The sequence below is a fragment of the Ensifer aridi genome, assembly GCF_002078505.1.
GTDB classification, from domain to species: Bacteria; Pseudomonadota; Alphaproteobacteria; order Rhizobiales; family Rhizobiaceae; genus Sinorhizobium; species Sinorhizobium aridi.
This window is the reverse complement of the sequence record NZ_LUAV01000002.1, coordinates 633,952-646,222: the sequence shown is the minus strand read 5'-3', so window position 1 is coordinate 646,222 and position 12,271 is coordinate 633,952. Positions and strand designations below refer to the sequence as shown.

The following is a 12,271-nucleotide window of genomic DNA, read 5'->3' as shown; positions in this document are numbered from 1 at the left end:
CTTGTCGTGAATGGGATCAGCCGCCCTTGACCGATCCCGCCAGCAGGCCGCGAACGAGATAGCGCTGCAGGGCGAAGAAGACGATCAACGGAACGATGATGGTAATGAAGGCGGAGGCGGTGAGGATTTCCCAATTGCCGCCGCGCGAGCCGAGAAGGTTGACGAGCCGCCCGGTCAGCACCAACTCGTCGTCGCCCGCGCCGAGGAAGACCAGAGCGACGAGAAGATCGTTCCAGGTCCACAGGAACTGGAAAATGGCAAAGGAGGCGAGCGCCGGGAAAGACAGAGGCAGGACGATCTTGACGAAGATCTCGAAATCGCTGGCACCATCCACCCGCGCGGATTCCATGATCTCGCGCGGCAGCCCGGCCATGTAGTTGCGCAGCAGATAGATCGCCAGCGGCAGACCGAAGCCGGTATGGGCAAGCCAGATGCCCATATAGGTCTTGGCCGGGACGCCGAAGAAAGCGCCGACCCCGTTGTAAAGCTGCAGCAGCGGAATAAGCGACATTTGCAGAGGCACTACGAGCAGGCCGACGACGACGGCGAGCAGCAGTGCGCGCCCCGGAAAGGGCATCCAGGCAAGCGCATAGGCGGCGAAGGCGGCGATCAGGATAGGGATAACCGTGGACGGGACGGCAACGGTCAACGAATTGAGGAAGGACCTGCCGATGCCTGCCGCGCTCAGAACCTCGGCGTAGTTGTCGAGCGTGAAGCGCGGCGGCGTCGAGGCCGTGAAGAAGATTCGCTGGCCGCGCGATCCCTCCATCCGCTGATCCGAGACGATCTCGAAGCTGCCGTCAGCCTGTACCGTCAGCCTTTCGCCGTCATTGAGCTCGGCCGTCTCGCCAGGTTTGAATTTGGCGGGCTCGCGGCTGGAAAAGCCGAAGGCGGAAATCTGGCCGCCCTGGCCTTCGAGCACGTTGCCGGAAATCACGAACTTGCCGTCGCGCTCGACCTGGCTTTCGGGCGACGGTGCGCGTGCGACCGCATTGCGTGAGGAGGTGGCAAGCGCCGTCCACCAGCCGGACACGGCGAGCTGATCCTTGTCGCGCAGGGATGAAATCAAAAGGCCCGCCGTCGGCATGGTCCAGAGCAGGACCAGAAGCAGGACGGACAGATGAACCGCGCACATGAGCGGCGAACGGGTGGACGGATTCATTTCAGCGGCCCCCCGCTTCCTTGGCAGCATTGCGGATATTCCAGATCATGATCGGGATGACGAGGACCATGATGACCACGGCGATCGATGCGCCGCGACCGAAATCGCCGCCGCCGCGGAACATCCAATCGAACATCAGGTTGGCGAGCACCTGGCTCTGCCACTGACCGTTCGTCATCGCCAGCACAATATCGAAGACCTTGAGAACGAGGATGGTGATGGTGGTCCAGACGACCGCGATCGTGCCCCAGATCTGCGGCACCATGATTTTGAAGAAGATCTGCCAGCCATTGGCGCCATCGATCACCGCCGCCTCGATCGTCTCCTCCGGGATGCCGCGCAGCGCCGCCGAAAGGATGACCATGGCAAAGCCGGTCTGGATCCAGACGAGGATGGCCATCAGGAAGAAGTTGTTCCAGAAGGGCAGCGTGATCCAGGCCTGCGGCTCACCGCCGAAGGCGACGACGATCGCGTTCAGAAGGCCGATCTGCTCCGTACCTGCGGCGCGATAGTCGTAAATGAATTTCCATATCACGGCCGCGCCGACGAAGGAGATCGCCATCGGCATGAAGATCAGCGTCTTGGCAATGTTGCCCCACCAGATCCGATCAGTCAGCGCAGCGATGATAAGCCCGAAGAAGGTAGAGAGCGCCGGAACCACCAGGAGCCAGAGGAAGTTGTTGAAGATCGACTGCCGGAATTCGCCGTCGTTGACCATCCATTGATAGTTGCTGATCCCGACGAAGTTCTGGCCGCCCCTGTCGTGCAGGCTCAGCCAGACCGATTGGGCGACGGGGTAGACGAGATAGAGCGTCAGCGCCAGCAGTGCCGGCGCAAGGAACAGCCAGGGGCGGATGCTGTTCGCGATACGCAGATTGCGGGACGCGACGGCACCGAACTTCCCTTTGGAAGGGAAGATCCGGTCGAGAATCAAATTCGTGCCCCAGAAATAGGCCGCGCAGACCAGAACACCGGCCACCATCGTGAGAATGGCAGCAACCAATTGCTCCATGACACATTCCTCCCCTCTCACGCCTTCGGAGACGCCTCATCGGGCGCCTCGTGTGACGGCTGCTACCGTTTTGGTTGGGACCGCCCGCATGTCCGAAGGCCGTCCGAAATGAGGAACAGGCGGACGATGGCCCCATCGTCCGCCTCAACTGGCTTTACTTGATCGCGTCCCACGCTTTCTGCACGCCGGCCGCCACATCGGCGGAGGACTTGCCGCCCACGAAATCGACCATGCCGGTCCAGAAGGCGCCCGCACCGATCTTGCCGGGCATCAGGTCGGAGCCGTCGAAACGGAAGGTCGTGGCGCTCAGCAGGATCTCGCCCTGCTTCTTGAGCGGCGGGTTGCCGTAGACGTCGACATTGACGCTCTTGTAGGGCGTCAGGAAGCTGGTCTGCGCCATCCAGACCTCGTGCGCGATCGGGGTCTTCAGAAACTCGATGAAGGCGCGCGCGGCCGGCGTATCCTTTGTGATCATCGCGAGCGTGCCTGCGCCGAGCACCGGATTGCCGAGCTCCTTCTTGCTCTCGTAAGGCGGCATGTAGAAGAAGTCGGCATCTTCCCCGACGACCGTTCCCTCTGGGAAGAAGGACGGAATGAACGAGGCCTGGTGATGCAGGTAGCACTTCGGCGGAGAGGCGAAGAGGCCCTTGGGACTGTCGCGGAAATCGGTCGAGGCGACAGCCGCCGCGCCGCCGTCGACGAACTTGTCGTTGCGCGCGAACCAACCGAACTCATCGAGCGCCGCGGTGATCGCCGGATCGGTGAACGGGATCTCATTCTTGACCCACTTGTCATAGACGTCGGCGGGCTGCGTGCGCAGCATCAGATCCTCGACCCAGTCGGTCGCGGGCCAGCCCGTTGCACCACCGGAGCCGAGCCCAATGCACCAGGGCTTCTCGCCGTCCTCGGCGATTTGCTCCGTCAGCGCCTTCAATTCCTCCATAGTCTTCGGGACTTCGTAGCCGGCATCCTCGAAGTTTTCCGGCACGTACCAGACGAGCGACTTCACATCAATCTTGTAGGGGAAGGCGTAGAGCGCCGGCTGGCCGTCCTTGCCGTTATAGGTGGAAAGGTCCACCCAGGACTGACCGGCGGCATAATTGTCGAGGAGCCATTGCTTGGTTTCGTCGCCGAGCGGCGTCAGAAGGCCCTTGGCGGCGAGGTCGGCAATCAGACCCGGCTGCGGTAGAATCGCCACATCCGGCGGGCTGCCTGCCTGCGTGTCGATGACGATCTGCTGCTCGTAGTTCTCGGAGGACGAGTACTTGACCTCCACCCCCGTCGCCTCGGCGAAATACGCATAAACGCTCTTGAACAGGGCTTCGTCCTCGCCGCGCCAAGGCCCGAATATCGTGAGCGTCTGGCCCTTCAGATCATGGCCCTTCTTGAACTCCTCGAAGCTCGCCCAGTTGAACTTGGAATCTTCGCCCGGCTTGAACTTCAGGTCGGCAGCGCCGGCGCTGCCCGCAAGCAATGCGAGCGCAGCAGCGCCCCACAGCAATGATCTCTTCACGTCTAGTCCTCCCCAAAAGAAAACCCGGGACGTAGCGTCGCGGGTGGATCGTCAGGCACGAATTCAAAGGCAAATTCAAAGCGCTTTGAGCTCGCTAACACTCCCTTGCCGCGGGGGAAGAGTCAAGAGCTTTCCTCTGACGCCTCCAGGCGCCGCATTTTTGCTCTGCGGTAGCATTTTTGCGGCGCCAAACGCGGGTTTTCGCTTTTTCCAGGCAAGCACGAGTGATAGAGGACGTAAAAGGCGCTTGCTGAAACGGGAAAAATGAAAAGGATACCCAAAGCGCTTTGGGAGGAATAATGAGCATGGCGGTCAATCTCAAGCAGCTCGCGCAGCAGCTCGGCCTGTCGCAGACGACCGTCAGCCGGGCGCTCAACGGCTACCCGGAAGTCAATGCCGAAACGCGGAAGCGCGTTTTGCAGGCGGTACGCGAGACGGGCTATCGGCCCAACCGCGCTGCGCAGCGGCTCGCGACCGGCAAGGCCTATTCCATAGGTCTCGTCATGCCGATCGCTTCCGGCATCGATTCCGATATCCATTTCGGCGAATTCCTAGCCGGGCTCGCCGAGGAGGCAGTGAAGCACGACTTCCACTTCGTGCTGAACCCGAGTGCGCCTGACGACGAGGAGGCGACGTTCCGGCGGCTGGCGGCGAGCGGCAATGTCGATGCGGTCTTTATTGCCTACATGCGCGCGAACGATCCCCGCATCGCCATATTGAAGTCGCTCTCGATTCCCTTCGTCGTGCACGGCCGCTCGATCGGCGGCCCGCGGGATTATCCGTTTCTCGATATCGACAATACGGGCGCGTTCTATGATGCGACGAAGCTTCTCATCCAGCTCGGCCATCATCGGATCGCGCTCATCAACGGGCCGGACTATCTGAGCTTCTCCATCCGCCGGAAAAAGGGCGTGGTACGCGCTCTCGAGGAAAAGGGGCTGCGACTGGACGAGGCGCTGGTCCATCATTCGGCTATGACGGACGAATACGGTTATCGCAGCATGCGGCGTTTCCTCGGGCGGCCGGATCCGCCGACCGCGGTTCTCTGCTCGAGTACGGTGCTGGCGCTCGGGGCCGTGCGCGCGATCAACCAGGCAGGTCTCGCAATCGGCAGCGACATCTCCGTCATCGCTCATGACGACGTCCTGCCGATGCTGAAACCAGAAAACTTCAGCGTGCCGCTGACGACGACGCGCTCTTCGCTCAGGGCCGCAGGCGCGCGCATCGCCAAGCGGCTGATCGGCGGCATCCTCAACCGCGGAGACTATCCCGAGCAGGAGCTTTGGCGCGCCGAGCTGATCGTGCGGGCCTCGACGGGACCGGTACCCGGCCGATAAGCGGGATCGAATGCGCCCCCCCGTGTTCTCAGAACTTCGGCGGCTTGCGGCCGGCCTTGCGGCAGGCGGCGATGATCGTGTTCGCCATCAGCATGGCGATCGTCATCGGTCCGACGCCCCCCGGCACAGGCGTAATCACGCTTGCGACCTTGGCGCATTCCTCGAAAGCGACGTCGCCAACGAGCTTCGTCTTGCCTTCGCCGCGCTCCGGCGCCGGGACGCGATTGATCCCGACATCGATGACCATGGCACCGGGCTTGACCCAATCGGCCTTGACCATCTCCGGACGGCCGACCGCGGCGACAAGGATGTCGGCGTTGCGGCAGACGCCGGCAAGGTCCTTGGTGCGAGAATGCGCCGTCGTGACCGTCGCGTTCGCCGCGAGAAGCAACGCCGACATCGGCTTGCCGAAGAGGTTTGAGCGACCGATGACGACGGCATTGAGGCCGGAAAGATCCTCTCCGTAGTTGCGGCGCACGAAGACCATGGCGCCGGCCGGCGTGCAGGAGACGAGGCCGCCTTCGAGATCGCCGGTCGCGACCTTGCCGGCATTGACGACGTGCAGCCCGTCGACATCCTTCTCCGGCTGGATCGACTGGATGATCGGTTCGGACTGGAGATGTTTCGGTAGGGGCAGTTGCACGAGAATGCCGTGGATGGACGGGTCGGCATTGAGCTCCGCGACCAGTGCGGCCAGTTCCTCCTGCGAGGTCTCTTCGGGCAGCGTATGCTGGACCGACAGGAAGCCGCACTCCTTAGCCATCTTGCTCTTCGCCGACACATAGGCGTGGCTTGCCGGATCGTCGCCGACGATGACCACCGCGAGTCCCGCCCGCACGCCCGTTTCGCTTTCCAGCGCCCTGGTGGCGGATTTCACGATTTCGATGACCGAAGCGGCAACGTTCTTGCCATCAATCACAGTCGTCACGGCATGTCTCCCGGCTGGTCCTGAATGCGGCACACTTTAAATTACGCGGCCTCAAGCGATTGCCTGCATGCGCCCTATGCTGTTCCAAACGCATAAATGCAAGAGCCTAAAGACGCCGACGCGGCTTCCGGCAGGCCGCCAACCCCATTTCCTTGCATTGATGAAAGACCCGTCCTGTCACGCAAGATTCGCTGAGGCACCGCTGCGCCGGCGCAGGCAGCGCTGAGTGGTACCCCCAAGCCATCAATTCGGCTTTTGCAATGTGCTCACGCGCGGCGTAAACTTCTCATCTGAAAGCCGTTTTCGGCTCATCTCTTCAGGAAGATTTTGTTGCAGTGATTGCCTAACTCTGTACGCGGATTTTGACGATGACGTCGAACGTCGAGGGTGTTTCCATCCATTTCCAGACCAGGCTGGAAGACGCGGCAGATATCGAACTCGTCATCGTCGTGCCGACGTTCCGCCGACCGGACCACCTCCTCAAGACGCTGAAAACCATCGTCTCGCAGCGGCCGGACGTACCTTTGGCGACCATCGTCGTCGAAAACGACGCGGACGGTCTGGCAGGGGCGCGAGCGGCGAAGGATTTCCTCGTCCGGCACGCGTTGGATTCCGCCATTATCGTCGTTCGAAGCCGCGGGCTCGCCCATGCATGTAACGCCGGTTGGGCGGCCGCCCTCAATCTCTACCCCAACCTCGCCGTGCTCGCCGCCATCTATGATGACGAGGTCGCTGCTCCCGAATGGCTGGATTGTCTTGTCGCGGTCCGGGACGCCCATGGGGCGGACATCGTCGGTGGTCCGCAACTGCCCGTCTTTCAGCACCCGCGGGACCAGAAATGGAAGCGGCATCCCGTTTTCAAGCCCCCTTATGACGAGACCGGGCCGGTACCCATTCTCTATTCCGCAGGCAACGTCCTGATCACACGACGGGTGCTCGACGGGATGCCTCAGCCGTTTCTCAATCCGGCGCTCAACATCGTCGGTGTCGGCGACGCGGACTTCTTCGATCGGTGCAGGGCGAAAGGGTTCTCGCTTGCTTGGGCAGCGGAGGCCTGGGTGGCGGAAACAGTCCCGGTCCATCACACGACGACGTCGTGGGTTCGCGCCCGCTGCCTCGAAAAAGGTGCGATCTCGACAATTCTGGAGCATCAGCGCGATGCAACGCTCGCCGGTCGTTTGCGGACGCTCGGTAAATCCCTCGGCCTGCTCGTCATGGCTCTGCCGGTCGGCCTCAGACTGTGGGCGGAGACCGGTCTTGCCGCCGCGAGCCTCTATCCCCTCTATGTTGCGATCGGCCGCCTGACGGCCAAGGTCGGCTCAAACCACGCGCAGGATTAATGCGCGCTGGCGGTCGCGGACACGGCGCCTTCCGGTATCTTGTCAGCCGCAACCTTCCCATTTTTGTCGATGACCGGGACCGGCTTCTGGTACGGCCTGTTCTGGCTGTTCGCCACACGTTCGACGTCGTCCTTGGTCAGATATTCGAGCTGCTCGACCAGGACCTCGGTGATGACTTCACTCCCGAGCTTCTTGTTGAGGCCGTCCTTGACCGCACCTTTGAAGCCCGGCAGGTCGAAGGTCTCGGTGTCGGCGATATCGATGTACGTCGAGCCGACAAGCATGTCATAGAGCTCGTCGGTGACGAGCTGCCGAAGCGGCGCATGCAGCTTCGCAATGCCTTCTCTCGTCGCCGAGAAGGAGAGCTTTGCAAGGAAATAGCCTTGCACGGCCCCATCCTTGATGGCGGGAACGGTTATGATTTCCCCCGGCACATATTCCTCCGATGCGCGACGGTCGGCCTCGGCGTCCGAAATCGCAGGCGCCGACGCGTGCTGCATCGAAAAATACACGGATCCGAGCGTGACGGCGCAGACCCAGACACCGGTAAGAACGAGCTTCAGCATCAGAAATCGCTATAGCGGAATTGCGCTTCGGTATAGATGCCGTCCGCATCCGCATCCTGGGCCGCCGTCTTCAGGATATCGACGACGGAACGTACGGCCTCCAGATGCGCGGCGACTTTCTGGGCATTGATCTGCAGCTTGTTGCGGAGATGACGCGTCTGCGAGACGAAGGCGGGCGAGATTTCGCCGGGCGCGGCATCGCGATGAAGCATCGTCAACTCGTAAAGGCAACGGCTCTTATGAGCGTTCGACGTCTTGATGTCGAAATCGGGGTCCACGCCGATGCGGCTGTTCTCGTTGTCGATGATCATCTCCAACCGGCCGAGAACATTCTGTATCCGCAGGTCATTGGATGCCACAGCTTCCATAAATCAACTCCCCATATGCATTGTCGCAGGACGCTGGCGGGACGATGCCCGCGCACTCCCACGCGATTTAAGTCGTTCAGACGCGGGATGGAAAACCGCGTACGCTTGCCCGCCCTAGAGCGGGATGCGCTTAGGCCTGCTTCTTCTTTTCGTCACTGCTCAAAAAGGTCGAGAGCGCTTTGCGCTCGTATTCCTGAACCATGCTCGCGGCGAGGTTCAGGCTGTTGCCGTCGACCGAGGCGTTGACGCGGTCGCTGGCATCGTCGCCGACCATTTGCTCGGCAATGCCGATGCCGCCGCCCTTGGCGAGAACGTCGCCGATCTGCTCGGCCATCATGCTCTTCCAGATGTCGCCGGAAGTGCCTTTGCCGAAGACGTTCTCGCTTTCGCTCGGCAGCATGGATTTGACGAAGTTCTGCAAGACCATCGCCTCGAACTTGCGGTAGGTCTCGGGAATCTTCTTCTGCTCGACGTGGTTGTTGATGTCGCCGAGCCCGCTCGATCCGTCGGAGGGATTAAGGACCGAAACGGCAGCAGCAAAGCCTTTGCCGTTCTCTGCAAGGCTTGTCGCCTGGAAGGCCGCGCGATTGGCCTTGAGCCGCGCCTGGGCCTCCTGCACTTCCGCCGGATCCGCTGCACGGACGACATCCATCACGAGATCGCTGGGCGGGGAAATAGCCATGTCAAATCCTCTCAAAACCGGAAGCCGGCGTCTTCGCGACGCCATCCATGTCCCGAACCGGAAGGCCAGGTGCGCCACCGGATGACGTACTATCGCCCGTCAACCTTACGGGAAGCTGGCGCATCGACCGAGACATGCTGGTCGATGAGATCGAGGATCGAATTGTCGGCCGCCTCTCGCTCCTCCGACACGCGTGCATCCTTCATGCTCTCCTCGAGTCGGTCGCCCTTGGCGCGTTCCTTCAGCATGCGGGATTCGTGCACCTGCTGGATGCCGAGCAACATCTGATCCTTCTGCACGAGCCGTCCGAGCTGCGAGGCGTAATGGCCCGAAAACATGCGATGCATCGGATGGGCCGATCCCATCGCGTCGACGACGACGTCGATCGTCTCGGCAAGCGCCGCGCGTTGGCGGGTGGTCTCGACGAGTTCGCTTTCGGCCATTCGCTCCAGGTGCCGTTGAACGGCGACCAGGCGTTTCAGCTTCTCCGAACGCGGCTTCATCGTCTCTAGCCGCCCTGCATGACCGGCCCGAAGCCATCGGCGAAGAGGCGCAGCATCGCCGCGATGCCGAGATAGAGGAGAAACATACCGCCCATGATGAGGTAGGGTTGGGAGATGAAGTAGATCGGGATCTGCGGCGCCAGCTTGTTGACCATGCCGATCGCGACGTTGAACAGGAGGCCGTAGATCAGGAAGGGGCTTGCGAGCCTCAGCATGATCATGAAGGTCTGCCCAAGCGAATCCGTGAGCGTAATCAGCATGCCGTGCGCATCGAAGCCGACACCGATCGGCATGACGCGGTAGGATTGGGCGATCGCTTCGAAGATGACGTGGTGGAAATCCAGCATGAAGAGAATGAGCAAGCCGGTAAAGCTGATCATGCTGGTGAGCTGGTTTTCCGCCGTATCTTCAAGCACGTCGGCCGTCGGCGGTGGGCTGAAGCCGATCAGCATGGTCATCGCTGTGCCGGCGAACTGCAGCCCGAGCACGTAATAGCGCGCGACGAGCCCGATGACCGCGCCAACGACGGTCTCGGTGGCGATGAGGTAAATGTAGGTATGGTCCTTCCCCGTCACCTGCGGATAGATGTCCGTCCACATGATGGGCAGGATAGCCATCGAGAGAGCCACGGCGATGAAGAGCCTCACCTGCATCGGAACGCGTGCCGCCGAAAAGCCCGGCATGATCATGACGCAGCCGCCTATCCGGCAGAAGGCTGCGAACAGCGCCAGCACCGTGCCCTCGGGGTCGTTGATCATGAAATCGAGCCGATGATCTTGATCTCAAGCCCCTTGGCAAGCTCGACATGGGAAAGCACTGGCAATGTGGCGAAGAGGCGTTCGATGATCATGCGCACATATGAGCGGGATTCGGGCGAACTTACCAGCACGAAGGGCATGCCGCGATCGAGATGTTCACGGATAACCTTCGTTGCCTGTTCACTGAATTCTTCGAGATGACGCGGATCGATGTCGAACTCGACGATCTCGCCCTTGGCGTCGCGCTTCAGCGCCTGATGGAAGACCATGTCCCACTTGTTGCCGAGCCGAAGCACGCGCAGCACGCCGTTGTCGGCGAGATCGCCGCAAAGCTGTTGCGACATGCGCACGCGCACATGCTCGACGATTTGCTCGGTCTTGCGCACATGCGGCGCCAGTTCGGCGACGGCTTCGAGGATGAGGTGCAAGTTGCGGATCGAAACGCGTTCGGCAAGCAACAGCTTCAACACCGCCTGCAGGCCGGAATAGGACATGTGCGAGGTGCAGATCTCGTCCGCGAGCTTGCGGTATTCCGGGTCGAGCCGCTCGATCAACACCTTCACGTCCTTGTAGGAGAGAAGCTGCGGCAAGTTGTTGCGGATCACCTCGCTCAGATGCGTCAGAACCACCGAGACGTTGTCGATCGGGTGGAAACCCTCGCGCTTCAGGTCTTCGGTGAAGGTCTCGAGGATCGACACCGCCGGCATGCCGAAAGCCGGCTCGCGGATGTCGTCGCCCGGCACGCTCGGCCGCCGCCCGCCGCCGGTCACCACCAGCACCTCGCCGACGCGAACCGTATTGGACGCGATCGTCGTTCCGTGGATGCGGACATGGTAGGCCTTGTCCGGAATGGTGATGTCGTCGGAAACCTTGATCTCCGGAACGACGAGGCCGTATTGGAGGGCGAATTTCCGGCGCATCTTGCCGACCCGGAAGGCGAGTTCCTGGTGCGCCCCGAGAAGCCGCGTCGAAACCTGCTTGCCGAGGAGCAGTTCGATCTCCGCCGTCTTCAAGACCGACTTGACGGAGTCCTTGTCGCTCTCCTTGGTCTGCTGCGCCTTCGCCGCCTCCTCAGCCCGCTTCTCGGCATTCGCGGCCTCGATCTGCCTCGGAATGATCCAACCCAGGAAGGCCATGCCGCCGCCAAGCGCAGCGAAGGGCAGGAAGGGCAGCCCCGGCATGACCGAAAGCAGCACGACGAGACCGGCGGCGACCATGAGCGCCCGCGGATAGCCGCTGAGCTGGCCGATGACGGCCTGATCGGTGGAGCCGGCGGTGCCGCCGCGCGAGACCAAAAGGCCCGCGGCAAGCGAGACGATGAGCGCCGGGATCTGCGAGACCAGGCCGTCGCCGACGGAAAGCTTGACGAAGACGTCGGCCGCCTCGCCGATCGGCATGCCGTGCCGCAGATAGCCGATGATGATGCCGCCGAAGATGTTGATGGCCGTGATGATCAGGCCGGCGATCGCATCGCCGCGGACGAACTTCGACGCGCCGTCCATCGCGCCGTAGAAGGAGCTCTCCTCCTCGAGCTCGCGGCGGCGCCGCTGCGCCTCCTTCTCATCGATCAACCCGGCCGAGAGATCGGCGTCGATCGACATCTGCTTGCCCGGGATCGCATCCAGCGTGAAGCGGGCGCCGACTTCGGCGATGCGCGTGGCGCCCTTGGTGATGACGATGAAATTCACCGTGATCAGGATCAGGAAGACGATGAGACCGATGACGAAGTCGCCGGACATGACGAGGCTTGCGAAACCGGAAATGACGCCGCCGGCGGCACCATGGCCCTCATGCCCATGGGAGAGGATGACGCGCGTCGTGGCGATATTCAGAGCCAGGCGCGTCATGGTGGAGATCAGGAGGATTGTCGGGAAGGACGAGAAATCGAGCGGCCGCTGGATCCAGAGCGCGACCATGAGGATCAGGACCGAGAAGGAGATCGAGAAGGCAAGCCCGAGATCGATCAGGAAGGGAGGAATCGGCAGGAACAGGATCGACAGGATCATTACGATCCCGAGCGCAAAGCCGATGTCCCGGCTCTTGGGTGCAAGTTTCGGGATGGTCAGCGTCGCCTGTTGTGCCATGTCTCTTCCGTCTCTTCA

General features: G+C 61.8%; 12 protein-coding genes. 2 read left to right on the top strand and 10 right to left on the bottom strand.

Annotated features, from left to right (window positions below; all coding sequences use genetic code 11):
- Nucleotides 1–16: 16 nt before the first annotated feature.
- From AYK65_RS03380 to AYK65_RS03370, 3 genes are all read right to left on the bottom strand, one after another.
- The gene (locus tag AYK65_RS03380; protein WP_081157909.1) at nucleotides 17–1,162 is read right to left on the bottom strand and encodes a carbohydrate ABC transporter permease; all 1,146 of its coding nucleotides are present in this window, start codon (nucleotides 1,160–1,162) and stop codon (nucleotides 17–19) included.
- 1 nt (nucleotide 1,163) lies between these two features.
- Nucleotides 1,164–2,174, bottom strand: a complete 1,011-nt coding sequence (locus tag AYK65_RS03375) for a carbohydrate ABC transporter permease (protein ID WP_081157908.1) — start codon at nucleotides 2,172–2,174, stop codon at nucleotides 1,164–1,166.
- A 154-nt stretch (nucleotides 2,175–2,328) separates the two neighbouring features.
- Entirely contained in the window at nucleotides 2,329–3,687 is a 1,359-nt protein-coding gene (locus AYK65_RS03370; protein WP_081157907.1) for an ABC transporter substrate-binding protein, read from the bottom strand.
- Between the two features lie 305 nt (nucleotides 3,688–3,992).
- On the opposite strand from AYK65_RS03370, the gene AYK65_RS03365 reads away from it, so the two are divergent.
- Nucleotides 3,993–5,024, top strand: a complete 1,032-nt coding sequence (locus tag AYK65_RS03365; RefSeq protein ID WP_081157941.1) for a substrate-binding domain-containing protein — start codon at nucleotides 3,993–3,995, stop codon at nucleotides 5,022–5,024.
- Nucleotides 5,025–5,052: 28 nt separating this feature from the next.
- Here AYK65_RS03365 and folD read toward each other — a convergent pair whose 3' ends face one another.
- Nucleotides 5,053–5,952 (bottom strand): bifunctional methylenetetrahydrofolate dehydrogenase/methenyltetrahydrofolate cyclohydrolase FolD, encoded by a 900-nt coding sequence (gene folD, locus AYK65_RS03360; RefSeq protein WP_046119776.1) that lies wholly within the window; start codon nucleotides 5,950–5,952, stop codon nucleotides 5,053–5,055.
- 368 nt (nucleotides 5,953–6,320) lie between these two features.
- Here folD and AYK65_RS03355 point away from each other — a divergent pair, with 368 nt between their 5' ends.
- Nucleotides 6,321–7,292: a glycosyltransferase family 2 protein gene (locus AYK65_RS03355; RefSeq protein WP_046119777.1), complete on the top strand. Its 972-nt coding sequence runs from the start codon at nucleotides 6,321–6,323 to the stop codon at nucleotides 7,290–7,292.
- On the opposite strand, the gene AYK65_RS03350 is transcribed toward AYK65_RS03355, so the two are convergent.
- The 6 genes from AYK65_RS03350 to flhA all read right to left on the bottom strand — a co-directional run bounded on the left by AYK65_RS03350 (nucleotide 7,289) and on the right by flhA (nucleotide 12,253).
- Entirely contained in the window at nucleotides 7,289–7,858 is a 570-nt protein-coding gene (locus AYK65_RS03350; RefSeq protein WP_046119778.1) for a hypothetical protein, read from the bottom strand. The genes AYK65_RS03355 and AYK65_RS03350 overlap by 4 nt on opposite strands.
- Nucleotides 7,858–8,226 (bottom strand): hypothetical protein, encoded by a 369-nt coding sequence (locus AYK65_RS03345; protein ID WP_026613193.1) that lies wholly within the window; start codon nucleotides 8,224–8,226, stop codon nucleotides 7,858–7,860. The genes AYK65_RS03350 and AYK65_RS03345 overlap by 1 nt, the downstream gene beginning before the upstream one ends.
- Nucleotides 8,227–8,356: 130 nt before the next feature.
- Nucleotides 8,357–8,908 carry a rod-binding protein gene (locus AYK65_RS03340; RefSeq protein WP_026613194.1) on the bottom strand — a complete coding sequence of 184 codons (552 nt, stop codon included), beginning with the start codon at nucleotides 8,906–8,908 and terminating at the stop codon, nucleotides 8,357–8,359.
- Nucleotides 8,909–8,997: 89 nt separating this feature from the next.
- Nucleotides 8,998–9,411, bottom strand: a complete 414-nt coding sequence (locus AYK65_RS03335) for a hypothetical protein (protein ID WP_046119779.1) — start codon at nucleotides 9,409–9,411, stop codon at nucleotides 8,998–9,000.
- Between the two features lie 5 nt (nucleotides 9,412–9,416).
- Entirely contained in the window at nucleotides 9,417–10,169 is a 753-nt protein-coding gene (gene fliR, locus AYK65_RS03330) for a flagellar biosynthetic protein FliR (RefSeq protein ID WP_026613196.1), read from the bottom strand.
- Nucleotides 10,166–12,253 carry a flagellar biosynthesis protein FlhA gene (gene flhA / locus AYK65_RS03325; protein ID WP_026613197.1) on the bottom strand — a complete coding sequence of 696 codons (2,088 nt, stop codon included), beginning with the start codon at nucleotides 12,251–12,253 and terminating at the stop codon, nucleotides 10,166–10,168. The genes fliR and flhA overlap by 4 nt, the downstream gene beginning before the upstream one ends.
- Between the last annotated feature and the right edge of the window lie 18 nt (nucleotides 12,254–12,271).